Genomic DNA, 23,274 nt, shown 5'->3' with positions numbered 1-23,274 from the left:
GCCCCGAGGCTGCGGCGTCGCACCGCGGGAGGGTCAAGCGTGCGGGTCTCCCCCGGCGGGAGGGGGGACGATGGTGCCGTGCTGACCATCGGCGAGTTCTCCCGGCTGACCCACCTGAGCGTGCGCACGCTGCGGCGCTACCACGAGGCGGGGATCCTCGAGCCGGCGGCGGTCGACGACCTCACCGGCTACCGGTCGTACGGGCCGGAGCAGATCCCGACCGCGCAGGTCGTGCACCGGCTGCGCGAGCTCGACGTGCCGCTCGCCGACGTCCGGCGGATCCTCGACGCGACCGACCCGGCGGACCGCGCGGCGCTCGTCGCCGAGCACCTGGCCCGCCTCGAGGACGAGCTGGACCGCACGCGCACGGCCGTCGCGTCGCTGCGCCGGCTGCTGGCGCCCACGCCCGCACCGCTCGCGGTCGAGCTGCGCGCCGTCCCCGCGACACCCGTCGCGGCGGTGGGCGGGCACGTCACGCACGACGCCGTCACCGCCTGGTACGCGGGTGCGATGGCCGAGCTCGACGCGGTCGTCGGCACCGCCGGGACCCCCGGCGGCCTCTACGACAACGCGCTGTTCGAGGACGGCCGCGGGCACGCGCTCGTCTACCGGCCCGTCGACCTCGCGGCGTCCGTGGGGCGCGTGCACGCCACGACGCTCCCCGCCGTCGAGCTCGCGGTCACCACGCACGTCGGCCCGCACGACGACGTCGACGTCACCTACGGCGCGCTCGGCGCGTGGGTCGTCGAGAACGCGCTCGCCGTCGCCGGCCCGGTGCGCGAGACGTACGTCGTCGGGCCGCGGGACACGCCCGACCCCGCCGCGTGGCGCACCGAGGTCGGGTGGCCCGTGTTCCGCGTCGCGGAGTGACGCGCGCGGCCCCGCGCTACGCGGTGCCGGCCCGCCACCGCTCGAACAGCACGAGCTTGGCGTGCAGGTCCTCGTGCATGAGACGCACGTCGACGCGCCCGTAGACGCGCATCGGCGCCGCGTCCGGTCGCGGCGCGTACCGGCCGTCGTCGCGGATCGCGGGCTTCGGCACCACGACGTGCTCGCACGACGACGGGCCCGCCTCCCAGAAGTCCGCGAGCGCCGTGAGCAGCACGAGCGGCGAGTCGCCGAGCACGTACGCCTCGGCCTGCGGCCGCAGGTGCGCGTGCTTGACCATCTCGGCGCGCACCTCGTCGTACAGGTGCCGCCCGAGCGGCCCGGTGTCGCGCACGCGCACCCGCATCTCGGCGTCCGACATGACGCACGTGCGGTACGTGCTGCGCGGCACCTGCCACACCTCGAGGTCGGGCGCGTCGAACACGACCTGCGCGGCGGCCACGTCGATCGACAGGTTGTACTCGGCCGTCACGGGCGCCGACGCGTCGAGCCACGGCAGCGGCTCGTGCTCGAACCCGCCGATCCACACGACCACGAGCCGGCGCGCGATCTCCGGGTGCCGCAGGTACGCCGACGCGAGGTCCGTCAGCCCGCCGCCCGCGGCGTAGAACAGCGGCCGCGGGTCGTCCCGCAGCGCCTCGGCGACGATCGCGTCGACCGCCCCCGACGCGCGCGGCGTGCGCACGTCCACGAGCGGCTCCTCGGCCCCGGCCACCAGGCGGCCGGCCGCGTCGAGACCCAGGCGCGCGCACAGGTCCTCGACCACGCGCAGCCCGTCGGCCGCCGTCGTCGCGGGGCCCGGTGCGTCACGGCGCAGGTGCGACGACACGACCAGCGGGATCTCGACCGCGGGCGACAGTACGTGGTGCACGAGCTGGAACAGGTCGTCGGGGTCGCCCGCGAAGTCGTTGTCGACCATCACGCGCGCCCGCGGCGGCACGGGCGGCGCGTCGGCCAGCCACGGGTGCTCACCGAGCCGCCAGCGCGGCAGGCCGCGCGCGTCGAACCGCTCGGTCGGGACTCGTGCCACGATGCCACCCTTCACGCGCGTCGACGCGACGTCGCGTCGACCCCGACGACGCTACCCGCGCCGCCGCGGCCGGCCGCGCACGGGCGCGCGGCGTCGTGCCGGACGCACCGCGTGCGATCCGCGCGCCTCCCTCCCGACGAGTCCCGCACCCCGGCCCGGTCTGCACCGTCGCCCACCACGACACCACCGCCCACCACGACCGAGGAGCCACCAGGTGACCGCGACCTACACCTACGACGTCTTCACGAGCCTCGACGGGTTCGGCTCGTTCCGCGCACCGGGCGACTGGGGCGGCTACTGGGGCAAGCAGGGACCGGAGCTGCTGGAGCGGCGCCGCGCGCTGTACGCCGCGCCGACGCGCATGGTGTTCGGGGCGACGACGTTCCGCGAGTTCGTCGCGATGCTCGGGGCCACGACGGTGCCGTCGGAGGCGCTCGACGCGTGGGTGGGGCTCATGCGCGCACAGCCCGCGACGGTCGTGTCGTCGTCGCTCGTGGGCCCGTTGGACTGGCCCGACGCGACGGTCGCGACGGGCGCCGCGGTGGACGTGGTCGCGCGCCTCAAGGAGGAGTCGGACGTGCCGCTGCGCTCGCACGGCAGCCTGTCGCTCAACCGCGCGCTGCTCGCCGCGGGGCTGATCGACCGCGTGCAGGTGACCGTGTTCCCCGTGGTCACGGGTGTGACCGGCACCGACCCCGTGCTCGGCGGCGCCCCCGACCTCGACCTCGACCTGCTGGACTCGCGCGTGCTCGACGGCCGCACGCTCGAGCTCACGTACCGCCCGCACGTGCGCCGCACGGCCGCCGCGGGCTGATGGCGCCGCGCGGTCGTCGGCGGGCGCGACGTGGGCGGGCGGTTCGTGGGCGGGGCGGGTCGCTGACGGGCGGGGTGTGGGCGGGGCGGGGTGTCGGCGGGCGGTGCCATGCTCGGTGCCGTGGAGCTGCGGTTCTCCGGTGAGGTCGTGTGGTGGCGCGGGCCCGTGCCGCACCACTTCGTCACGCTGCCCGGCCCCGAGGCCGAGCGCCTGCGGGCGGTCGCGTCGCGCGTCACCTACGGGTGGGGCTGCGTCCCCGCGACGGTCACGCTGGGCGCGTCGACGTTCACGACCTCGATCTTCCCGAAGGACGGCGGGTTCCTGGTGCCGCTCAAGGTCGCGGCCCGCCGCGCCGAGGGCGTCGAGCTGGGCGACGACGTGATGCTCGTCGTCGTGGTCGAGGACCCGGACGCTCCTGACGACGACGACGACGCCGCCGCCGCGAGCGACGACACGGCCGCCGCACCGCGGGCCGCCGCACCGCGACCGGCCGCGCCGCACCACGACCCCGCGGACGACGACGACTACTTCGACCCGGCCGCCGACGGCCCGCCGGGCGACGAGTCGCGCGGCAGCCGCTGATCCCCTCTGCGCCCGCTGAACCCGGTGCGCCTGGACCCGGGTGCCATGCACCGAGCCGGCCGAACGGGCACCCGCCGTGCCCGGTGCCGGTCGGCTCCGGTCAGCCGCCCTCACCGACGTCGTCGCGCGGCGCGCCGTCGCCCGGGGGCAGGTCGCCGCGCTCGACGGGCTGGTCGCCGACCTCGGGCAGGTCCGCGACGAGCGCGGCGAGCTCGTCGCCGCTCGGCACCCGGACGGCCTCGCCCGCGGCCCGCAGCGTCGCCGCGTCGACCCCGTCGCCCTCGAACGTGACGTGCACGCCCTCGTGCTCGACCCCGCACAGCGGCGGGTCGACGTCGTCGTCCGTCAGGTCAGCGCACGCGACCGCGCTCGGGTCGGCGGTCCGCGACGTCCGCAGCAGGACCTGCGCCCCGTCCGGGCCGACGTACGCCGCGCCGAAGCCCTCGTCGCCCGACACCCCGACGGACTGCGTCGCCACCGCGAGGCCGTCGACGTGCGTGACGCGCACGAGGTCGCGCGCGACGCCGGCCCCCGCGAGACGCGCGTCGACGTCCGCGGCCGAGCCGCCGTCGGCGCGGGCGTCGTCGGCGCCGCTCGGGTCGGCGGCGCGCAGACCCGCGCACGACGTGAGCACCGGCGCGGCGAGCAGCGCGGTCAGCAGCACGACGGACGGCAGGGTGGCACGCGCGCGTCGGGGCACGTCTGCACGCTAGCGCCACGCGACGGCGCCCGTCCTCGGGACGACCGAGCGCACGCCGACACCGTCATCCGTCGCCCCGACGCACGCCTGGGGACGACCGAACACGGTGTCGTCGCCGTCAGGCCCCGAGCCCGAGGAACGTCCGCAGCACCGACACGAACGCCGCGGGCTGCTCCGAGTGCACCCAGTGGCCGGCGCCCTTGATCGTCACGAGCGTCGTGCGCGGGAAGTACCGCCGCATGGTCGGGCCGTCCTCCGGGCGCACGTAGTCGGACCGCTCGCCGGCGACCCACAGCACGGGGCCGTCGTCGACCGCGTCGCCCAGGTCGGGGAACCCGCCGATCGCAGGGAGGTCGCGGCGCAGCAGCGCGAGGTTCGCCTGCCACCGGAACGTGTCGCCGTCGGTGCGCAGGTTCTGCAGCAGGAACCCGCGCACGCGCGGGTCGTCGACGCGCCGCGCGAGGGCCTCGTCGGCGTCGGAGCGGCGCGTCAGCGACGGCAGGTCGAGCGCCGCGAGGCTGTCCAGCAGGTGCTCGAACTCCCCGAGCGAGCTGCGCGCGGTGGGCGCGATGTCCGCGACGACGAGCCGGTCGACGACGTCGGGGTGGCGCAGCGCGAGGACCATCGCGACCTTGCCGCCCATCGAGTGTCCCACGACGTGCACGGGACCGTCGGCCGCGAACCCGCCGCGCAGGTGCGCCGCGACCGCGTCGGCGACCTCGAGGTAGTCGAACCGCTCGGTCCACGCCGAACGCCCGTGGTTCGGCAGGTCCACGAGCAGCGACCGCGCGTCCGGCGCGAGGGCCTTCGCGATCTGCGTGAAGTTGCGCCCCTGCCCGAACAGGCCGTGCAGGAAGACGACCGGGGCACCGGTGTCGCCGACGACGGTCGCGGCCAGGGGGACGGGTGCGGGGGTGGTCACGGCATGAGCCTAGGCAGCCGGGGAGCCGGGCGGGCGTTCAAGATGCTCAGCACGCTGAGGAAGCGCACGCTGGGGGCATGACCTCCCTCACCGCCACCACCGGGACCGCCACGACCCGCGACCGGGTCCGGCAGGTCGTCGTCCTCGTCGGGTCGCTAGTCGCCGCGCTCGGTGCGGCGTACGGGTCGGGCGCGTTCGGCGGGCAGTCGACCGCCGACGCCGCGGGCGGTGCGCTGTCCGCGAGCGCGACCCCGCTCGCGCCGGACACCCCCGCGTTCTCGATCTGGTCCGTCATCTACACCGCGCTCCTGGTGTTCGCGGTCGTGCAGGCGCTGCCGCGGTACGCGTCCGACGCGCGGCTGCGGGCCGTGTCGTGGTGGCTGCTCGCGTCGATGCTGCTCAACGCGCTGTGGATCGGCGTCGTGCAGGCCGGGTCGGTGGGCGGCAGCGTGCTCGTCATCGTCGCGCTGGTCGTCGTGCTGTCCGTGGTGCTCGTGCGACTCGTGCGGACGCCGCACACCGCGGCTCTGCCGTCGGCGGTGACCGACGTGACGACCGGCCTGTACCTGGGGTGGGTGAGCGTCGCGACGCTCGCGAACGTCGCCGCGTTCCTCACGGTGGCCGAGGTCGGCGAGCTCGGCCTGGGCGCCACGACGTGGGCCGTGGTCGTGCTCGCCGCGGGCGCGGCGCTGTCCGTCGCGTACGCCGTCTTCGCGCGGGTGCGGCCCGCGGTCGCGCTGCCGATCGGCCTGGCGATGGCGTGGGGCCTGGCGTGGATCGGCCTCGGCCGCACCAACGGCCCGCTCGTCGACGCGACCGTCGCGAACGCCGCGTTCGTCGCGTCGGCCGTCGCGCTGCTCGCCCCGGTCGTCACGACGCTCGTCGCGCGCCGCCGCTGAGGGGTCCGCCCCGGCCGGTGCCCGTCAGCCCGCGAGCAGCTGCTCGCGCAGGATGTCGGCGTGGCCGGTGTGCTGCGCGTACTCCTTGAGCACCTGCAGGTGCACGAACCGGACGCTGACGGGCCGCCCGCGACCCGTGACGACATCGTCGAACGGACGCCCCGCCACGGCCGCGCGGGACGCCTCGACCACCGCCGCGTGCGCGGCGCGCAGCGAGGCCGCCGAGTCGTCCTTCCGCAGCACGAACGAGCGGTCGGGCGTCGAGGCGACGCCCAGGTCACGCAGCGACGCCCCCGTGACGGCGTGCTGGAACCAGAACACCTCGACGTAGGTCAGGTGCTTGAGCAACCCGAGCAGCGTGGTACGGGACGGCACCAGCCGACGCCGGACCTGCTCCTCGTCGAGGCCGTCGAGCGTGGCCGGGAGCGCGGTCCGGCAGCCGTCGAGGAACGTCTCGAGCAGCGTCCGCTCGGACGACGACGCCGGCGACGACACGGGCGAGGTGGGCAAGGAGGGCCTCCTTTCGGTCGGACGCGACGAACCACCGTAGCCATGCCGCACCCTCGTCCACCGGCGGACAGCGCCCCGGTCCCACGGGCACGCGCGCGCCGGTGTCCGTGGGACCGTCGGGCTGTCCGCCGACGACTGGAGCACGCAGGCGCGCGCGGTGCGGGGACGGGCGCTAGCGCCGGGGGCGACGCGGGGGCAGCGCGTACGATCTTCCGGGCCCTCGTGACCGGACGGGCCCTTCCCCACGCAGGACGGACGGCGCATGAGCGCGGACACCACGGCCCCCGCGGAGCACGCCACCGCGACGACCGACGACGACGCGACCGCCGACGGCAGCGTGCACGCCACCGCGACGACCGACGACGACGCGACCGCCGACGGCAGCGTGCACGCCACCGCGACGACCGACGACGACGCGACCGCCGACGGCAGCGTGCACGACGCCACCCCGCCCGACGGCACGGCGCCCGACGGCACGCTCCCCGGCGTCGACCCCGCCGACCTCGCGACGTTCCTGCGGGTCGCCGACCAGGTCGCGGCGCTGCCGCAGGACCACCCGCAGCACGCCGTCGCCCGCCGTGCGGCGTCCGCGCTGTTCAAGGCCGCGAAGAAGCACCGCCGGCTCGAGCGGCGCCGCTCGATCGCCGAGGCCGACGCGGCCGTGGTCGCCGCGACCGCGACCGGCAGCCCGGGCCGCATCGACGACGAGACGCGCGGCATCGCGCTGACGTCGAACGCGACGGGCGCGACGGCGGGGACGCTGCTGCGCGCGCGCCCCTGCTACGTCTGCAAGCAGGACTACACGGTGGTCGACGCGTTCTACCACCAGCTCTGCCCCGCCTGCGCGGCGCTGCACCACGCCAAGCGCGACGCGCGCACCGACCTCACCGGTCGGCGGGCGCTGCTCACGGGTGGGCGCGCCAAGATCGGCATGTACATCGCGCTGCGGCTGCTGCGTGACGGCGCCGACCTCACCATCACGACCCGGTTCCCGCGCGACGCGGTGCGCCGGTTCGGCGCCATGGAGGACTCCGCGGACTGGATGGACCGGCTGCACGTCGTCGGGATCGACCTGCGCGACCCCGCGCAGGTGGTGCAGCTCGCCGACCACGTCGCCGCGCAGGGTCCGCTCGACGTGCTCATCAACAACGCCGCGCAGACGGTGCGCCGCTCGCCCGGCGCGTACTCGCGGCTCGTCGACGCCGAGCTGTCCCCGCTGCCGGACGACGGGGACCGCATGATCACCGCGTTCGGGCACACGAGCGACGCCCACCCGCGCGCGCTCGCCGGGTCGGTGAGCGACCTGACGAGCCCCGCGCTCGCGATCGAGCGCGCCGCGCGGGACGCGCAGGAGCTCGTCGAGCAGTCGCTCACGGCGCAGGCCGCGAGCCTCGAGCGACTCGTCGCGGGCACGTCGATCGACGCGGGCGGGCTCATCCCCGACGTGGCCGAGAGCAACTCGTGGGTCGCGACCGTCGAGCAGGTCGACCCGATGGAGCTGCTCGAGGTCCAGCTGTGCAACCAGACGGCGCCGTTCATCCTCATCAGCCGGTTGCGGCCCGCGCTCGCGGCGTCGCCCGCACGCCGCACCTACGTCGTCAACGTGTCCGCCATGGAGGGCGTGTTCTCGCGCGGGTACAAGGGTCCCGGCCACCCGCACACCAACATGAGCAAGGCCGCGCTCAACATGCTGACCCGCACGAGCGCCGCGCAGATGCTCGAGCAGGACGGCATCCTCATGACCGCCGTCGACACGGGCTGGATCACCGACGAGCGCCCGCACCACACCAAGGTGCGCCTCGCCGAAGAGGGGTTCCACGCCCCGCTCGACCTGGTGGACGGCGCCGCGCGCGTCTACGACCCGATCGTGCGGGGCGAGGCCGGCGAGGACCTGTACGGGTGCTTCCTCAAGGACTACGTGCGCGCCGCCTGGTGAGTCGCGGGGTGACCGGCGAGGCGGGTGGCAGGGTGGGTGGCACGGGCTGCGGCCGGCCACGGGCACGGCTCGGGGCGGGCGTCTAGCATCGCCGGGTGAGCTCCCCCGCGACCGACGACCCGGACCAGTTCCTGCGCGAGTTCCTCGCCGCGGCGACCCCGCAGCAGCGCCACACGTTCGTGCGGCGCGCGGACTACGACCGCGGCGAGCACCTGGTGCGCGCCGTGCTCGACGACCCGACGACGGACCGGGCGACCGCGCTGAGCGCGTACTGGATCCTCGGCGCGAGCTACTACGCGCGCTACGCCCGCGTCGAGGACGTGCCCGAGGACGAGCAGGGCACGTACGCGCTGCTGCGCACGATCGAGGACCGGTACGCCGCCGGGTTCTGGGCCGACCACGGCATCGCGTTCGACCCGACCGACGACGACGAGATCGACTGGACCGACGACTACGGCGCACCCGTGTCGCGGCCCGTGCCGGACGTCATGCGCCGCGCGGTGCCCGGCGAGCTCGTCGACGACGCGGGCACCGAGGACGGTCTGCCGCTCGACGTGCACCTGCGCTGGACGGCCCTGCGCGACGCCTGACCTCACCTCCCGCACCGCACCGTGAGGTGCCGCACCGCCGCACAGCCGGGGGGGCGGACCGACGCGTCGGCGGGCGGCGGACCGCCTCACCGACCGCGCGGCCGCCCGGGCGTCGTCGTCAACCGACCCAGGACCAGCGGACGCGGACCCGGCCGCCGCCGTTGAGCGCGCGCACGCGGCGCACGGCGTTCGGCAGCCAGCGGTAGCGCTCGCGCGGACCGCCGGTCGCGGGGTCGACGACCCACGGCAGCAGCCCGACGAACCGCGCGAGAAGCAGCAGGACCGCGAGCGCGAGCAGCACCCACAGCTCGAGCAGCACGAGCACGACCGACCCGACCACGACGACGGTGAACAGGATCCCCAGCACCGTGAACAGCGTCGCGACGACGGGTCCGAGGACGTCGTCGTCGACCGACGGGATGCCGCCGATGGGCCCGAAGTCGACCATCCGCGTGCGTCGCCTCCACGGCAGCACGTGGATCTCGAGGCACGCGGCGCCGGTGCGCTGCGGCGCGTCGGCCGGACGAGGCGCGTCGACGGTGCGGGTCGCGTCGGCGGTCGGCGGCGTGCCGTCGGCAGGCGCGTCCGTCGGTGTCGGCTCGGTCACGGGTCTCCTCCGGTTCGGCGCGCGCCGCCGTCGGTTCGGCGCGCGCCACGGTACCGCCCCCGGTCCGCACCCCGCCGCGCCCCGGAGGGCGCCGCCCCGCCACCACCTCGACGGACAGGCCCACGGCACGACGGACAGCCGCACGCTCGTGTCCGTCGTGCCGTACCGCTGTCCGTCGCGACGGGGGCGGGTCGTCGCGACGGGGGCGGGTCGGGCGAGGTGGGTCAGGCGGGCGGGACGCGGACCAGCGGACCCTCGTCGGGCGTCGGGTCCTCGAATCCGTCGAGGTAGACGGCGGCGCGGTCCGGCGGCACGACGACGTCGTCGGGGCCGGCGCCCGTGCGCGCCGCCAGGCGTCGCAGCACCTCGGCGCGGGGCGTGACGAGGTGGTGCGTGACGGGCACGACCCCGAGCGGCGCGAGCAGCGCGCGGTACGACGCGCGTGAGGCACGCGACCAGAACGACGTGTCGACGACGACGTCCACGCCGTCGCCCACGAGGCCCACGAGCCGGGCCCGCAGGTCCTCGTGGACGCATGCCGCGACGTCGGCCGGGAGCGGGTGCTCGCGGTGCCCGGCCGCCCACGCGGCGGCGTCGAACGCGAGGTGCGCCCAGCCCGCGCGCGCGAGCCGCGCCGCGTGGGTCGACTTGCCGGAGCCCGCGGGCCCGCACACCAGCACGACCCGCGCGGGCTCACGCAACGGCAGCGCGTGGTGCAGCAGCCCGTCGGGCCCGGGCTCGGGCGGCAGGCAGCCCGCGTCGCGCGCGACCCGCAGCGACGGGACGTTCGCGGCGTCGACGCGCAGCACGGCGCTCGTGGCGTCGGTGCGCTCGGCGAGCCAGCGGCGCAGCAGGCGCACGGCGCGCACCGCGTAGCCGCGCCCGCGCCACGCGGGCAGGACCGCGTAGGACACGTTCGCCGTGCCGTCCGGCAGGTCCGGCAGCGCGAGGTGGGCCTCGACCGTGCCCGCGAGCTCGCCCGTCGCGGCGTCGAGCACGCCGAGGTGCCGCCGCGGCCCGCCGTCGCGCCACTGCGCGCGGTTCTGCGCGACCCACGCGGTGGTGCGCGGGCGCTCGGAGCGGTGGCCCTCGTTCAGCCAGCGGACCTGGTCGTCGTCCTCGCCCGCGAGCAGCGCGTCGACGTCGTCGGCCGTGAGGCAGCGCAGCGTCACGACGCCGTCCGTCAGCACGGGCGGGTCCTCGATGACTGTCGAGCCGTCCACCGGCCCATCATGACGCGTGCCACACACCGCCCCGGCGCGGCCTCGGACGGCGCCGCGCCGGGGCGGGTGTAGGAAGGTGCGGCACCCCGTCGCGCACACCGGAACGAGCCGCCCCGCATGAGCACCACCGAGCGCACGCTCGTCCGCACCCTCGCACCCGCGACCGTCTTCCTCGTCGCGCTGTGCCTGCGCCCCGCGCTGACGGCCGTGGGTCCGCTGCTGCCGCAGCTCGGGCCCGACCTCGGGCTCGGCGAGGGCGCGCAGGGTCTGCTCGGCACGCTGCCGCTGCTGGCCTTCGCGGCCGCGTCGCCGCTCGTGCACCGGCTGTCGGAGCGCACGGGTCCCGAGCGCGCGATCCTCGCGGCGCTGCTCGCGCTGGGCGTCGCGACGCTCGCACGCCCCTTCACCGGCACCGCCGGTCTGTGGCTCGCGACCGCCGTGATCGGGGTGGCGATCGCGGTCGGCAACGTGCTCGTCCCCGCCCTGGTCAAGCGGGACTTCGCCCGGCGCGTCTCGCTCGCGACGGGCGTGTACACCGCGTGCATCGTGGGGGCCGCGGCGACCGCGTCGGCGCTCGCGGTGCCGCTCGCGGACGCCACGAGCTGGCGGGTCGCGCTCGCGTCGTCCGCGGGGCTCGTGGTGCTCGTGGCCGCCGTGTGGGCGCCGCGCGCGTGGCGGGCCCGGCCCTCCGCGCCGCACGTCGTCGACCCGCACGCGGCCCCGGTGACGAGCGTGTGGCGGCAGGCCACCGCGTGGTGGCTCACGGCGTTCATGGGCCTGCAGTCCACGGTGTTCTACGTGCTGGTCACGTGGCTGCCGACCGTGGAGGTCACGCAGGGCGTGACGGCGACGACCGCGGGCGTGCACCTGTTCGTCTACCAGGGCCTCGGGATCGTCGGGGGGCTCGTGGTCCCCGCGCTCCTGCACCGCGGCCCCGACGAGCGCCTCGGCGCGGTCGCCGCGAGCGCTCCCGCGCTCGTCGCGCTGCTGGGGCTGCTGCTCGCGCCCGACCTCGTGGTGCTGTGGGTCGTCGTCGCAGGGCTCGGGCAGGGGGCCGCGCTCGTGGTCGCGCTGTCGCTCGTCGCGCTGCGCGGGCGGGACCAGCGCGAGACGGCGCGGCTGTCGGGCATGGCGCAGTCGCTCGGGTACCTGCTCGCGGCGGCGGGGCCCGTCGCGGCGGGCGTGCTCACCGAGGCCACCGGGTCGTGGCGCCCCGCGCTGCTGGTGCTCACCGCGCTGGCGACCGTGCAGGTCGGCGTCGCGTGGCGGGTCGGGCGGGCCTGACGGCGCACGGCCGTCACACCGACGCCGTCGCCCCCGCCGGCTCGTCGCCAGCCGGCTCGTCGCCTGCTGGCTCGTCACCTGCTGCCTCGTCACCCGCCGGCTCGTCACCCGCGGCCCTGTCCCCCGTCCGGCTCGTCCGCCACGCCCCGCAACGGGTCGCGCAGCCGCAGGACGACGAGCGCGACGACGGCCCCCACCACCTCGCCCGCCGCGAGCGCGACCCACGTGCCCGTCGGCCCGGCCGCTCCGAGCCCGAGCACCAGCGGCACCTTCACCACCACGAGCGTGCCGAGCGTGAGCAGGTAGGCCGGACGCGGCCGGCCGAGAGCCTGGAAGTACGCCGCGACCAGCGGGGACACACCCGCCGCGGCGAACCCGACCGCGAGCACGCGCAGCGCGTCGACAGCCGTGGTCCGCGTCGGCCCCGCGTCGACGAACACCGCGACCACGGGCTCGGCGAGCGCGGCCGTCGCGGCACCCGCGAGCAGCCCGTACAGCAGGGTCGCGCGCAGCGTCAGCACACGGGCACGCCACGCGCGTGCCGTGAGGCCCGCGCCCGCGTTGTACCCGACGACGGGCTGCATGCCCTGGCTGATGCCGAGCTGCGGCATCTGCACGAACGTCTGCAGCCGCGCGCAGATCGCGTACGCCGCGAGCGCCGCCGCACCGGCCGTACGGGCCAGGCCCGTGTTGACCACGACGACGAGCAGCGTCGTGCCCGCGCCCGCGAGGAACGACGGCGACCCGATGCCCAGCAGCGTGCCGACCGTCGGCGCGTGCGGCCGCAGGTCGGCGGCGCGCACGCGGTACGGGCGGCCGCGCTGCAGGAAGAAGAACCACACGCTCATGGCCGCGGACACGGCCTGCCCGCCGACCGTGCCGAGCGCGGCGCCCCGCACGCCGAGCCCCGCGCCGTAGATCAGCAGCGGGTCGAGCACGATCTGCACGACGACCGGCACGACCCACAGCAGCACCGAGAACCGCAGCCGCCCCTCGGCGCGCACGACGGCCGAGAAGCCGGTCGACACGATCGCGCCGGCGAGCACCACGACCGCGTAGTCACGCGCGTACGGGAGCGTCGCGCCCCGCGCGCCGAGCGCGTGCAGCAGCGGGTCGAGGAACGTGAGCCCGACGCCGGTCGTGGCGAGCGCCGCGAGCCAGAACACCGTGAACGCGTTGCCGGTGGCGCGTGCCGCTCCGGCGGGGTCGCCCGCGCCGAGCCGCCGCGACACGACCGACGCGGCACCGACGCCCAGAGCGGTCGCGAGCGCCCCGAGCGCGAGCAGCAGCGGCGCGACGAGGTTGACGGCCGCGACCGCCGTCGGCCCGACGCCGCGTGCCACGAACCACGCGTTGGTGAGGGCGTAGACGCCGTACACGCCCACCGAGAGAGTGGTCTGCGTGCACGCGTGCCACAGCAGCCGCCCGACAGGTCGTGTGCCGAGCGCGGTCGTCGCGGCGACCCTCCCACCCGCGTCGGCGCCGGCGGTGCGGCCGGCCGTGGCGTCGTCCGCCGGGCCGGGTGTCGCGCCGGTGGTCGCGCCGGGCGCCGCGCCGCTGGTCACGGCGACGGTGCACCCGCGAGCACGCGGTCGACGGCGACCGCGACGTCGGACGGGTCGGGCGGCTCGGTGTCGAGCGCGCGGTGGATCGTCATGCCCTCGATGAGCGCGTCGAGCAGGCGTGCGGTCTGCGGGTCCACGTGCCGCTCGAGCGCGCGGCGGCTGCGTGACATCCAGTCGTGCGTGAGCCGCCGGAAGCCGGGGTCGCGTGCGGCGAGCGTGTAGAGCTCGTGGGTGAGCACGAGCTCGTGCGGGTCGGTGAGCACGTCGACGCTGATGAGCGCGATCACGGCGTCGCGGGCCGCGGCGCGGTCGGGCGCGGCGGCCATCGCGTGCTCGAACCGGTCGCTGACGCGCCGGGTGAAGCGCTCGAACGCCTCGCGCAGCAGCGCGTCGACGTCGTCGAAGTGGTAGGTGATCGACCCGAGGGGGACGTCGGCCGCGGCGGCGATGCGGCGCGTCGAGGCGCCGGCCACGCCGACCTCGCCGATCACCCGCAGGCACGCCTCGACGATGCGGTCGCGCCGCTGGGGGTCGTGCCGTCGGGCACGCCGCTCGGCCACGCGGGGCCTAGGCGATCTCGCGGACGACGCGCGCGGGGTTGCCCACGGCGACGACGTTCGCGGGCAGGTCGCGCACGACCACGGACCCGGCGCCGACGACCGTGTTGTCGCCGATGGTCACGCCCGGGCAGACGATGACTCCGCCGCCGAGCCACACGTTGTCGCCCAGCACGATGGGCAGCGCGGCCTCGAGCTTGTCGCGGCGGGGCTGCGGGTCGACGGGGTGCGTCGGCGTGAGCAGCTGGACGTTCGGGCCGATCTGGCAGTCCTCGCCGATCGTGATGCGCGCGACGTCGAGCGCCGTGAGGTTCGAGTTGACGAACGTGCGCGCGCCGACGTGGACGTTCTCACCGTAGTCCACGGCGAGCGGCGGCTTGACGTACGCGCCCTCGCCGAGCGACCCGAGCAGCTCGGTGAGCGCCTGCCGGGCGGCCTCGTCGTCGCCGGCGACGGTCGCGCGGTAGCAGGCGTCGGCGAGCGCGAACGCGCGGCGCGCGAGGCGCTCGTTCTCGGGGTCGTCGGCGATGTACAGGTCGCCCGCGAGCATGCGCTCGCGGTTCGTGCGCGGGTCGTCGGCGAAGTGGTCGCGCGTCGTCATGTGGACGATCGTACACATCGATGCGTACGCTCGACCGCATCGGCGTCGAGCACCGCGCGCCCGCCCCCCCGACCTCCCGTCGACGACCACCCGGAGCCCCATGCCCGCCCCCGTCACGCGCACCGCCCGCCGCGCGCGCGTCGCCGTCTCGGCCGTCTTCCTCGTCAACGCCGTGCTCTACGCCAACCTCGTGCCCCGCCTGCCCGAGGTCAAGGACGGCCTGGGGCTCAGCAACGCCGCGCTCGGCACCGCCATCGCCGCGATGCCGCTCGGCGCGCTGCTCGCCGGGCTGCTCGCACCGCTGCTCATCCGCCTGCTCGGGTCCGCCGCCGTCGCGTCGTTCGGGCTCGTCGCGCTCGCCGCCGCCGTCGCCGTCATCCCGCTGTCCGGCAGCTGGTTCGCGCTCGCCGGGCTGTTCCTGCTCGCCGGCGCGCTCGACGCGGTCGTCGACGTCGCGCAGAACGCCCACGGGTTCCGCGTCCAGCGCCTCTACGGGCGGTCCATCGTCAACGCGTTCCACGGCCTGTGGAGCGTCGGCGCCGTGCTCGGCGGCCTGCTCGGCTCCGTCGCCGCGGGCCTCGACGTCCCGCTGCCGCTGCACGTCGCCGTCACGTCCGTCGTCTTCAGCGTCGTCGCCGTCGTCGCCCACCGGTTCCTGCTCCGCGGCCCCGAGGACGCCGAGCGCGACGCCGCCCCCGCCGACGAGCACCCCGGCGCGCGCTCGCTACGGCACGTCGCCGGGCGCACCGTCGCGCTGCTCGCGGCGCTCGGCGTGCTCGCGGCCGCCGCCGCGTTCGTCGAGGACGCCGGCTCGTCGTGGGGCGCGCTGTACCTGCGCGGCGAGGTCGGCACCGGCGCCGCCGCCGCGGGCCTCGCGTTCGTCGCGCTGCAGGTCGCCATGACGGTCGGACGCCTCACGGGCGACCGCGTCGTCGACCGGTTCGGCCAGCGACGCGTCGCCCGGGTCGGCGGCGTGCTCATCGCCGGCGGCATGGGCCTGGCGCTCGCGGTGCCGTCGCTCACGACCACGCTCGTCGGGTTCGCGCTCGCCGGGCTCGGCGTCGCGACGCTCGTCCCGGCCGTCATGCACACCGCCGACGAGCTGCCCGGGCTGCCCGCGGGCGTCGGGCTCACCGTGGTCAGCTGGCTGCTGCGCGTCGGGTTCCTCGTGTCCCCGACCCTGATCGGCGTCGTCGCGGACGCCGCGAGCCTGCGCGTCGCGCTGCTCGCCGTCGTCGCGGCCGGCGTCGTCGTGGCGGGCGTCGGGCGCGTGCTCGTCGCGGGTGCGCCGCGGGACGACGACGCGACGCCCGTCGTCCCCGCCGGGCCGGCCGCCGCACCCTGAGCCCACGGCGGGCCGTGGGGCCGGTCGCACGGGAGTCGACGTGACGTCGCAGGCAGGATGACGTGATGGACCCCGCCCCCACGCTGCACGTCCGCGGCGCGCTGACCGACGCCGAGCTCGAGGCCCTGCACGCGACCGCGTTCGGGCACGACCCGGGCGCCACGCCCTGGGGTCGCCGCCTCGCGGACCACAGCCTCACGTGGGTCACCGCGCGGCACGACGGCCGGCTCGTCGGCTTCGTCAACGTCGTCGGCGACGGCGGCGTGCACGCGATCCTCCTCGACACGTGCGTCGCACCCGACGTGCGGGGGCGCGGGGTCGGCCGTGCGCTCGTCGCCGCCGCGGTCGAGCAGGCGCGCGCCGCCGGGTGCCGCTGGGTGCACGCCGACGACGAGCCGCACCTCGTGGCGTTCTACGAGGACGCGTGCGGGCTGCGACCGACCGCCGCCGGGCTGGTCCGGCTCGTCTGACGCGGACCGCCCGCGCCTCGGTGGCGCGCGGACCCCGTCACGCGGGGCGCCAGGTCTCCAGGACCTCGTGCAGGTCGAGCTCGTCGAACATCTCGACGGGCGCCACCACCCCGACCGCCACCTGCGAGCCGTCCGGCAGGTCGGCGTAGACCCACTCGGCGCGGTGCTCGACCGTGCGGCTGCCGACCAGCACGTCCTGCAGGTAGCTCAGGTGCTCGGCGTCCGCCACGCCCGGCCACGTCAGGGGCGTGCGCTCGCCGTCGTGCGCGCCGCGCTGCGACTCCTCCGAGCGCAGCGCGGCCTCCGCGCTCTGCGCCGGCGTGCGCGTCGGGTCGGTGTCCCGCGCGACGGAGATCGCGGCCCGCGCGCCGTCCTGGTCGCCGCGGCGCACGACCCACGACGCGGTCCGCGCGTCGTCGTCGCCCGGCTCCTGCACCATCTCGAACCCGCCCGGGACGTCGAGCACGACCGGGCCCAGCGGCAGGGTCCGCCACTCCTCGGGCGCCTGGGCCACGGGCGCGAGCGTCGGCTGGGCGGCCGGCGTCGTCACCGCGTCGGCCACGGGCGCAGCCGTGCCCGGCGACCCCGTGCCCGACGCCCCCGACGAGCACGCGGTCAGCCCCAGCGCACCGAGCAGGGCCAGCGCGACGCCGGTGCGGACGATCCTCATGGACGAGCTCCTCGGGGGACGGGCGGGACGCGCGGCGAGGGGGTGGGCGGGCGCGTCTGCGGACCGTGACGTTACCGGCAACCCGCCCACGCCCGCGCCCGCGGACCGCCCCGCGGGACCGCCACCGGCACCGGCGCCGGTGGCCCCGCCGTCCGTGCGGCGCGAGGATGGACGGCGACCACGCGGCACGCGCAGGAGGCACCATGGGCACGGTCACGATCGGCGTCACCGGGGCGACCGGGCAGGTCGGCGCGCGCGTCGCGCGGCTGCTCGACGAGGCGGGCGCGACGCAGCGGCTGCTGGTCCGCGACCCCACGAGCGCACGTCTCCCGCACCTGGCCCGGCCGGCGGAGGTGGCCCGTGTCGACTACGCCGACCGCGCGCTGTGCACCGACGCGCTGCACGGCGTGGACGCGCTGCTCATGGTCTCGGCGTCGGAGAGCGCGACGCGCGTCGCGGAGCACGTGGCCTTCGTCGACGCCGCCGCCGCGGCGGGCGTGCGGCACATCGTCTACACGTCGTTCGCGGCGGCCTCGCCGGACGCGACGTTCACGCTCGCGCGGGACCACTTCACGACCGAGCAGCACCTGCGCGCGTCGGGCGTCGCGTGGACGTTCCTGCGGGACACGTTCTACCTCGACGTGCTCGAGGACTTCGTCGGCGCCGACGGTGCGCTGCGCGGCCCGGCCGGTGACGGGCGCTGCGCGTTCGTCGCCCGCGCGGACGTCGCACGGGTCGCCGCGACCGTGCTGCGGGACCCGGCACCGCACGCGGGCCGCACGTACGACCTCACGGGCCCCGAGGCGCTCACGCTCACCGACGTCGCGCGCGTCATCTCCGACGTGCGCGGGCGCCCCGTGCGCTTCGTCGACGAGACGCTCGACGAGGCGTACGCGTCGCGCGCGTCCTACGGCGCCCCGGACTGGCAGGTCGACGCGTGGGTGTCGACGTACACGGCCATCGCGAGCGACGTCATGGCGCAGGTCACGCAGGACGTCGAGGACGTGACCGGAGCGCCGCCGATCACGTTCGCGGACGTGCTGCGCGAGGGCTGAGCGAGGTCCGAGCGGCCCGGCGTCGGCCTCCGCCGCCGACGCTCGACGTGGTGTGCGGCGACGCGGCCACCAGGCCGCCGCAACTCCCCGCACCGTGTCTCCGAGGTGCCGCGCGGTGGTCGTCCGGCGACCGGGAGCACGGGTCGCCGAAACCTCGTCTTCGCAGGTCAGGCACCCGGATTTTCCGAGATCAGCCTCACAGGCCCCGCACTTCCGCCCGGTCCCACGCCTCGCCTAGCGTGGCGGTCGCGAAGGGGAGTAGTCCGGTCGGCCGCGAGGCCGGCAGCGGTGGTCGACATGCTGGCGGTGACGCCCGGTCACCGCGCCACGACGGTGGACGAGACCTTCGACCAGTGGACACCGCTGGTCGAGGCCGTCGACCCCTGACCGTCGCACGGCCCGACCACGCCCGACGTGGAGGCAGCACCGTGCAGACACCCCTCGACAACGCCGCGCCGCCCGGCTCGCCCTCGCGCGTGGTGGACCGCGCCGCCGTACGCACGCTCGCCCGGTCCGCCACGATCGCGGTCGTCCTCGTACTGCCCGCGCTCGTGCTGCGCGCCTCGGGCGCGCACCTCGACCCGCTCGTGCAGCTCGCCGTGTTCGGCGTGGCGGTCGTCGCGGCATCGTTCGTGCTCGCGTGGGCGGCCGAGGCCGCGCAGGTCGACGTGTCCGGCGGGCTGGCGATCGCCGTGCTCGCGCTCATCGCGGTGCTCCCCGAGTACGCCGTCGACCTGTACTACGCCTACACCGCGGGCAGCGACCCCACGTACGTGCAGTACGCGGCGGCCAACATGACGGGCTCCAACCGCCTGCTGCTGGGCCTGGGCTGGCCGCTCGTCGTGCTCGTCGCGCTGTTCGTCGCCTCCCGCACCACCGGAGCGCCGGTGCGCGAGCTCGCGCTCGACCAGGGCAACCGCCTGGAGCTCGGCTTCCTGCTGGTCGCGGGGCTCGTCGCGTTCGTCATCCCCGCCACCGGGCACATCCACCTGGTGCTGGGCCTCGCGCTCATCGCGTGGTTCGCGTTCTACATGGTCCGCCTCACGCGCGGCGAGGCCGAGGAGCCCGACCTGATCGGCACCGCCGCCGCCGTCGGGGCGCTCCCCCGGCGGGCGCGCCGCATCACCGTCGTCGCGCTGTTCGTGCTCGCCGCCGGCGTGATCCTCGCGTCCGCGGAACCGTTCGCGGAGTCGCTGGTCGCGTCCGGCACACGCCTGGGCGTCGACGAGTTCCTGCTGGTGCAGTGGCTCGCGCCGCTCGCCTCGGAGGCTCCGGAGTTCATCGTCGCCGTGCTGTTCGCGTGGCGCGGCAAGGGCACCGCGGCGATCGCGACGCTCATCTCCTCGAAGATCAACCAGTGGACCCTGCTGGTCGGGTCGCTGCCGATCGCGTACCTCGCCGGCGGCGGCACCGCGAGCCTCGTGCTCGACGCCCGCCAGACCGAGGAGATGCTGCTGACCGCGGCGCAGACCCTCATGGGGATCGCCGTGCTGCTCGCGCTGCGGTTCCCGCGCTGGTCGGCGTGGGCGCTGCTCGCCCTGTTCGCGGTGCAGTTCCCGGTCACCGGCACGCACGGGCGGCTGGTCCTCGCGGGCGTCTACCTGGTGATCGCGGCGGCCGCGGCGACCTACCACCGCCGGCACCTGCTGCCGACCCTCACGGCACCGTTCCGCAGCGCGGTCGACGAGGCTCCCGCGCACGGGGACTGACGCCCGCCCGCCGCACGGTGCCGGCGGCTCCCGAGCGCGGAGACGTCCGGCACCACCGCCCGCACCGACGCCGCACGCCGGGACGGCGCGCCCGACGACGGACGACGGCGACCGGCTCAGGCACCGTCCCGCGGCGCCGGGGTCGTCGCGAGCCGCTCCTCGAGCCGAGTGAGCTGCGCGCGCAGCGCGACGACCTCGGCGAGCACCCGGGCGTCCGCGTCGGGGCCGGGCTCGCGCTCCTCGTCATGCCTGCGGTTCATGGCCTCGACCGTGACGGCGACGAACAGATTGAGCACGACGAACGTCGACACGACCGTGAACCCGATGAAGTACGCCCACGCCCACGCCTGCCGCTCGGCGATCGGCACCGCGATGTCGGCCCAGCCGTCGGCGACCATGATGCGGAACAGCGACGTCACCGACCGGGACAGGTCGCCGAACGCCTCCGGCGCCTCGGCCGCGAACAGCGTCGACGCGCTCACCGCGAACACGTAGACCACCATCACCAGCAGCCCGCCGATCGCGGCGATGCCGGGCACCGCTGTCGCGAGCGCCGAGATCACCATGCGCATCGAGCGGACGGTCGACAGCAGGCGCAGCACGCGCAGCAGCCGCAGCACGCGCAGCACCTCGGACCCCGCGCTCGCGGGGATCAGCGCGACCACGACCACGAACAGGTCGAACAGGCTCCACGGGTCACGGAAGAACGCCCGCCCGTCCGCGTAGATGCGCAGCACGACCTCGACGACGAACACGCCGACGACCACGTGGTTGACGGTCTCCAGCACGGGTCCTGCCGTGGCCATCACGCGCGGGAACGTCTCCAGGCCCAGCACGACCGCGTTGAGCACGATGAGGCCGATGATGGCGCGCTGGAACGGTCGGGCCTCGACGAGGCGGCGCACGCGGGCGCGCGGATCGGTCGGCATGGCCACCGAGGGTAACGACCGCGCGCGACGGCCACGCGCCCGCGACCCCGCCCGGACGCGGCACACTGGCCCGCGTGACTCAGACCGGGGCCCTGCACCACGTCGAGCTGTGGGTGGCCGACCTCGAGACGGCCACCACCTCGCTCGGGTGGCTGCTCGAGCGCCTGGGGTACGCGCGCGACGACGCGTGGCCGACGGGCGGCACGTGGCGCCGCGGCGGCACGTACGTCGTGCTGGAGGCGGGGCCCGACGTCGTCGCGGGCGCGCACGAGCGGCGCCGCCCCGGGCTCAACCACCTCGCGTTCCACGCGGGCACCCCCGCCGACGTGGACGCGCTGACCGCCGAGGCCCTCGCGCACGGCTGGTCCCTGATGTTCGCCGACCGGCACCCGTGGGCGGGCGGCCCGGACCACTACGCGGCCTACCTGGAGGACGCGCAGGGGTTCGAGGTCGAGCTCGTCGCGAGCACCCCCGCCACCGCCCACCCCGGGGAGACCCCGTGACCGTCGCGCTCTGGATCGTGAACGGCCTGCTCGCGCTCGCGTTCGCGGGCGCGGCGGTCATGAAGCTCGTGCGCCCGCGCGAGGCGCTGCGCACGTCGGGGCTCGCCTGGGTCGAGGACTTCTCGCCCGCCGCGGTCAAGCTCGTCGGCCTCGCGGAGCTGCTCGGGGCGCTCGGCCTCGTGCTGCCGCTCGCGACCGGGATCGCACCGGTGCTGGCCCCGGTCGCGGCGACGGCGCTCGCGGTCACGATGGTCGGGGCGGTCGTGGTGCACGTGCGGCGGCGCGAGCCGGTGGGCCCGGCGGTCGCGCTGCTGGCGGTCAGCGTCGTGAGCGCCGTGCTGGGGTTCGTCGTCGTCCTGGGCTGACGGGCGCGGGGCCGGCGGCGCGACGACGAACCGTCAGCCCTGGCCCAGCCGCCACGGGTGCCGCGCGTCGGTAGCCGCGGGACGCTCCGCGACCTCGACCGCGTAGGTCGGTCGGTCGTCGGGCCCGGCGACGACGCCGCGGTACACGTGCCCGGTCATGTGGCACCACACCGGCAGGTCGACGGGTGCCACGGGGTCGGTGGTGACGAGGTGCACGACCGTGCCGGGGGCGAGCGTCGTGACGCGGTCGCGCAGCAGCAGCAGGAGGCGCGCGCAGCCCAGGTCCCCGCCGTCGATCGTCACGACGCCTGCGTGCTCCGCCACGGGACGACGGTAGTCGTGTGCGGGCACTACCCCGCACGTGCCTCGCAACTTTCGAGCACGTCGGACGTCTCCGCGCTCCTCACCGGCGTGCGTCGGCGACGACGCCGCACGCTCCCGACTGAAACGCTTCATCGCCCGAACGGGGCGCGGCGGTCGCGCTCCCACGTTGCAGACTCGCTCGATAACGGTATCCACGCGGGTCGACGACGTCCCGCGTGGCACCGCCCGGGGCGGCCACCCGCACCTGCCGGACCGCAGCGCAGGCGCAGCCACCCTCCCCCGGCCCTCCGGATCGCACGCACAAAGGAGTCGCGAGATGTCCGATACTTTCGTCCCGGCTCGGCGCCGTCAGCGCCGGTCGTTCCGCTCCGCCGTGAGCGCCGTCGCCTCGGCGGCGCTGCTCGCCGGCACGGTCGCGCTCGCCACGCCGGCGGCCGCCGAGTACGTCAACAGCAACAAGACCGGCACGCAGGGCGGCTACTGGTACTCCTTCTGGACCGACTCGCCCGGCACGGTGTCCGCCAACCTGAACGACGGCGGCAACTACACGACGCAGTGGTCCAACACGGGCAACTTCGTCATCGGCAAGGGCTGGGAGAAGGGCACCGGCCGCGCCGTCTCCTACTCGGGCCAGTTCAACCCGTCCGGCAACGCGTACCTCACGCTGTACGGCTGGACCACCGGCCCGCTCGTCGAGTACTACATCGTCGACTCGTGGGGCACGTACCGCCCGACCGGCACGTTCAAGGGCACCGTCACGTCCGACGGCGGCACGTACGACATCTACGAGACGACGCGGTACAACGCGCCGTCGATCGAGGGCAACAGCTCGACGTTCAAGCAGTTCTGGTCGGTGCGGCAGTCCAAGCGCGTGGGCGGCACGATCACGGCCCAGAACCACTTCAACGCGTGGGCGTCGAAGGGCATGCAGCTCGGCACGCACAACTACCAGATCCTCGCGACCGAGGGGTACCAGTCGTCCGGCTCGTCGAACATCACGGTCGGCTCGACCACGGGCGGCGGCGACAACGGCGGCGGGAACAACGGCGGCGGCAACACCGGCGGCGGCGACTCGGGCAGCAACACCACCAACGGCTGCACCGTCAGCTGGACCCGCGGCGAGAGCTGGGGCGACCGCTTCAACGTCACCTACACCGTGACCGGCCGGTCCAACTGGTCGGTGACGGTGTACCCCA

The 23,274-nt window shown here is 76.0% G+C and carries 26 protein-coding genes; 14 read left to right on the top strand and 12 right to left on the bottom strand.

Translation table 11 applies throughout. From position 1 onward, the window contains the following. The first annotated feature begins 78 nt into the window (after positions 1 to 78). Positions 79 to 870: a MerR family transcriptional regulator gene (locus E4A51_RS13385; protein ID WP_134852068.1), complete on the top strand. Its 792-nt coding sequence runs from the start codon at positions 79 to 81 to the stop codon at positions 868 to 870. A 16-nt stretch (positions 871 to 886) separates the two neighbouring features. Here the strand turns inward: E4A51_RS13385 and E4A51_RS13380 are convergent, their stop codons facing one another. Continuing rightward, positions 887 to 1,918, bottom strand: coding sequence for a nucleoside hydrolase (locus tag E4A51_RS13380; RefSeq protein WP_240696483.1), 1,032 nt, complete (start codon positions 1,916 to 1,918; stop codon positions 887 to 889). Between the two features lie 214 nt (positions 1,919 to 2,132). On the opposite strand from E4A51_RS13380, the gene E4A51_RS13375 reads away from it, so the two are divergent. Both E4A51_RS13375 and E4A51_RS18990 read left to right on the top strand, forming a co-directional pair. Beyond that, positions 2,133 to 2,732, top strand: coding sequence for a dihydrofolate reductase family protein (locus E4A51_RS13375; protein WP_134852067.1), 600 nt, complete (start codon positions 2,133 to 2,135; stop codon positions 2,730 to 2,732). Between the two features lie 120 nt (positions 2,733 to 2,852). Next, entirely contained in the window at positions 2,853 to 3,314 is a 462-nt protein-coding gene (locus tag E4A51_RS18990) for a DUF1905 domain-containing protein (protein ID WP_134852066.1), read from the top strand. A 100-nt stretch (positions 3,315 to 3,414) separates the two neighbouring features. Here the strand turns inward: E4A51_RS18990 and E4A51_RS13365 are convergent, their stop codons facing one another. Both E4A51_RS13365 and E4A51_RS13360 read right to left on the bottom strand, forming a co-directional pair. Beyond that, positions 3,415 to 4,014 carry a membrane lipoprotein gene (locus tag E4A51_RS13365; protein WP_134852065.1) on the bottom strand — a complete coding sequence of 200 codons (600 nt, stop codon included), beginning with the start codon at positions 4,012 to 4,014 and terminating at the stop codon, positions 3,415 to 3,417. A gap of 118 nt (positions 4,015 to 4,132) precedes the next feature. Continuing rightward, positions 4,133 to 4,936 carry an alpha/beta fold hydrolase gene (locus tag E4A51_RS13360; RefSeq protein ID WP_134852064.1) on the bottom strand — a complete coding sequence of 268 codons (804 nt, stop codon included), beginning with the start codon at positions 4,934 to 4,936 and terminating at the stop codon, positions 4,133 to 4,135. A gap of 77 nt (positions 4,937 to 5,013) precedes the next feature. Between E4A51_RS13360 and E4A51_RS13355 the strand changes: the two genes are divergently transcribed. Beyond that, on the top strand, positions 5,014 to 5,835 hold the full coding sequence (locus tag E4A51_RS13355; protein ID WP_134852063.1) for a tryptophan-rich sensory protein: 822 nt from the start codon (positions 5,014 to 5,016) through the stop codon (positions 5,833 to 5,835). Between the two features lie 24 nt (positions 5,836 to 5,859). On the opposite strand, the gene E4A51_RS18735 is transcribed toward E4A51_RS13355, so the two are convergent. Continuing rightward, positions 5,860 to 6,345, bottom strand: coding sequence for a DinB family protein (locus E4A51_RS18735; RefSeq protein WP_240696482.1), 486 nt, complete (start codon positions 6,343 to 6,345; stop codon positions 5,860 to 5,862). Positions 6,346 to 6,607: 262 nt separating this feature from the next. Between E4A51_RS18735 and E4A51_RS13345 the strand changes: the two genes are divergently transcribed. Then, positions 6,608 to 8,281, top strand: coding sequence for an SDR family NAD(P)-dependent oxidoreductase (locus tag E4A51_RS13345; RefSeq protein WP_240696481.1), 1,674 nt, complete (start codon positions 6,608 to 6,610; stop codon positions 8,279 to 8,281). Positions 8,282 to 8,376: 95 nt separating this feature from the next. Continuing rightward, positions 8,377 to 8,871, top strand: a complete 495-nt coding sequence (locus E4A51_RS13340) for a DUF4274 domain-containing protein (RefSeq protein WP_134852061.1) — start codon at positions 8,377 to 8,379, stop codon at positions 8,869 to 8,871. Positions 8,872 to 8,989: 118 nt separating this feature from the next. Here E4A51_RS13340 and E4A51_RS13335 read toward each other — a convergent pair whose 3' ends face one another. Next, entirely contained in the window at positions 8,990 to 9,478 is a 489-nt protein-coding gene (locus E4A51_RS13335) for a hypothetical protein (protein ID WP_134852060.1), read from the bottom strand. Between the two features lie 224 nt (positions 9,479 to 9,702). Then, entirely contained in the window at positions 9,703 to 10,701 is a 999-nt protein-coding gene (locus E4A51_RS13330; RefSeq protein WP_167748918.1) for a GNAT family N-acetyltransferase, read from the bottom strand. Between the two features lie 117 nt (positions 10,702 to 10,818). On the opposite strand from E4A51_RS13330, the gene E4A51_RS13325 reads away from it, so the two are divergent. Beyond that, the gene (locus E4A51_RS13325) at positions 10,819 to 11,985 is read left to right on the top strand and encodes an MFS transporter (RefSeq protein WP_134852058.1); all 1,167 of its coding nucleotides are present in this window, start codon (positions 10,819 to 10,821) and stop codon (positions 11,983 to 11,985) included. 104 nt (positions 11,986 to 12,089) lie between these two features. Here E4A51_RS13325 and E4A51_RS13320 read toward each other — a convergent pair whose 3' ends face one another. Genes E4A51_RS13320 through E4A51_RS13310 form a run of 3 tightly spaced genes read right to left on the bottom strand, consistent with a single transcriptional unit; the run spans position 12,090 to position 14,708 of the window. Beyond that, entirely contained in the window at positions 12,090 to 13,550 is a 1,461-nt protein-coding gene (locus E4A51_RS13320) for an MATE family efflux transporter (RefSeq protein WP_134852057.1), read from the bottom strand. Further along, on the bottom strand, positions 13,547 to 14,110 hold the full coding sequence (locus E4A51_RS13315; RefSeq protein ID WP_070318509.1) for a TetR/AcrR family transcriptional regulator: 564 nt from the start codon (positions 14,108 to 14,110) through the stop codon (positions 13,547 to 13,549). Before E4A51_RS13315 ends, E4A51_RS13320 begins: the two co-directional genes overlap by 4 nt. Before the next feature lie 7 nt (positions 14,111 to 14,117). Continuing rightward, a complete protein-coding gene (locus E4A51_RS13310; protein WP_134852056.1) occupies positions 14,118 to 14,708 on the bottom strand; it encodes a sugar O-acetyltransferase in 591 nt (196 codons plus the stop codon). A 100-nt stretch (positions 14,709 to 14,808) separates the two neighbouring features. On the opposite strand from E4A51_RS13310, the gene E4A51_RS13305 reads away from it, so the two are divergent. Beyond that, a complete protein-coding gene (locus tag E4A51_RS13305) occupies positions 14,809 to 16,053 on the top strand; it encodes an MFS transporter (protein WP_134852055.1) in 1,245 nt (414 codons plus the stop codon). A gap of 65 nt (positions 16,054 to 16,118) precedes the next feature. Further along, complete coding sequence (locus E4A51_RS13300; protein ID WP_134852054.1) at positions 16,119 to 16,523, top strand: GNAT family N-acetyltransferase; 405 nt, start codon at positions 16,119 to 16,121, stop codon at positions 16,521 to 16,523. A 37-nt stretch (positions 16,524 to 16,560) separates the two neighbouring features. Here the strand turns inward: E4A51_RS13300 and E4A51_RS13295 are convergent, their stop codons facing one another. Further along, positions 16,561 to 17,193 (bottom strand): hypothetical protein, encoded by a 633-nt coding sequence (locus tag E4A51_RS13295; RefSeq protein ID WP_134852053.1) that lies wholly within the window; start codon positions 17,191 to 17,193, stop codon positions 16,561 to 16,563. Positions 17,194 to 17,396: 203 nt separating this feature from the next. On the opposite strand from E4A51_RS13295, the gene E4A51_RS13290 reads away from it, so the two are divergent. Both E4A51_RS13290 and E4A51_RS13285 read left to right on the top strand, forming a co-directional pair. After that, positions 17,397 to 18,248 carry an SDR family oxidoreductase gene (locus E4A51_RS13290; RefSeq protein ID WP_240696480.1) on the top strand — a complete coding sequence of 284 codons (852 nt, stop codon included), beginning with the start codon at positions 17,397 to 17,399 and terminating at the stop codon, positions 18,246 to 18,248. Positions 18,249 to 18,676: 428 nt separating this feature from the next. Beyond that, entirely contained in the window at positions 18,677 to 19,957 is a 1,281-nt protein-coding gene (locus E4A51_RS13285; protein WP_206120056.1) for a sodium:proton exchanger, read from the top strand. A gap of 116 nt (positions 19,958 to 20,073) precedes the next feature. Here E4A51_RS13285 and E4A51_RS13280 read toward each other — a convergent pair whose 3' ends face one another. Then, the gene (locus E4A51_RS13280; RefSeq protein ID WP_070318503.1) at positions 20,074 to 20,886 is read right to left on the bottom strand and encodes an ion transporter; all 813 of its coding nucleotides are present in this window, start codon (positions 20,884 to 20,886) and stop codon (positions 20,074 to 20,076) included. A gap of 74 nt (positions 20,887 to 20,960) precedes the next feature. Here E4A51_RS13280 and E4A51_RS13275 point away from each other — a divergent pair, with 74 nt between their 5' ends. Both E4A51_RS13275 and E4A51_RS13270 read left to right on the top strand, forming a co-directional pair. Next, positions 20,961 to 21,389: a VOC family protein gene (locus tag E4A51_RS13275; protein ID WP_240696479.1), complete on the top strand. Its 429-nt coding sequence runs from the start codon at positions 20,961 to 20,963 to the stop codon at positions 21,387 to 21,389. Then, positions 21,386 to 21,754: a DoxX family protein gene (locus E4A51_RS13270; protein WP_134852050.1), complete on the top strand. Its 369-nt coding sequence runs from the start codon at positions 21,386 to 21,388 to the stop codon at positions 21,752 to 21,754. Before E4A51_RS13275 ends, E4A51_RS13270 begins: the two co-directional genes overlap by 4 nt. Positions 21,755 to 21,787: 33 nt before the next feature. Here E4A51_RS13270 and E4A51_RS13265 read toward each other — a convergent pair whose 3' ends face one another. Then, positions 21,788 to 22,078, bottom strand: coding sequence for a sulfurtransferase tusA (locus E4A51_RS13265; RefSeq protein ID WP_070318500.1), 291 nt, complete (start codon positions 22,076 to 22,078; stop codon positions 21,788 to 21,790). A gap of 316 nt (positions 22,079 to 22,394) precedes the next feature. On the opposite strand from E4A51_RS13265, the gene E4A51_RS13260 reads away from it, so the two are divergent. Continuing rightward, positions 22,395 to 23,274: glycoside hydrolase family 11 protein (locus E4A51_RS13260; RefSeq protein ID WP_134852049.1), on the top strand; the 880-nt coding region annotated here is incomplete at its 3' end.

Origin of the sequence: Cellulomonas sp. HD19AZ1 (assembly GCF_004535805.1) — a bacterium.
In the GTDB taxonomy this organism is placed as follows: domain Bacteria; phylum Actinomycetota; class Actinomycetes; order Actinomycetales; family Cellulomonadaceae; genus Cellulomonas; species Cellulomonas iranensis.
This window is presented reverse-complemented; position numbering and strand designations above follow the sequence as displayed.

Bases quoted from the DNA above. Each gene is read 5' to 3' on its own strand.
- E4A51_RS13295 (WP_134852053.1), bottom strand. From the start codon at position 17,193: ATGAGGATCGTCCGCACCGGCGTCGCGCTGGCCCTGCTCGGTGCGCTG.
- E4A51_RS13305 (WP_134852055.1), top strand. From the start codon at position 14,809: ATGCCCGCCCCCGTCACGCGCACCGCCCGCCGCGCGCGCGTCGCCGTC.
- E4A51_RS13325 (WP_134852058.1), top strand. From the start codon at position 10,819: ATGAGCACCACCGAGCGCACGCTCGTCCGCACCCTCGCACCCGCGACC.
- E4A51_RS13290 (WP_240696480.1), top strand. From the start codon at position 17,397: ATGGGCACGGTCACGATCGGCGTCACCGGGGCGACCGGGCAGGTCGGC.
- E4A51_RS13300 (WP_134852054.1), top strand. From the start codon at position 16,119: ATGGACCCCGCCCCCACGCTGCACGTCCGCGGCGCGCTGACCGACGCC.
- E4A51_RS13310 (WP_134852056.1), bottom strand. From the start codon at position 14,708: ATGACGACGCGCGACCACTTCGCCGACGACCCGCGCACGAACCGCGAG.
- E4A51_RS13280 (WP_070318503.1), bottom strand. From the start codon at position 20,886: ATGCCGACCGATCCGCGCGCCCGCGTGCGCCGCCTCGTCGAGGCCCGA.
- E4A51_RS13345 (WP_240696481.1), top strand. From the start codon at position 6,608: ATGAGCGCGGACACCACGGCCCCCGCGGAGCACGCCACCGCGACGACC.
- E4A51_RS13355 (WP_134852063.1), top strand. From the start codon at position 5,014: ATGACCTCCCTCACCGCCACCACCGGGACCGCCACGACCCGCGACCGG.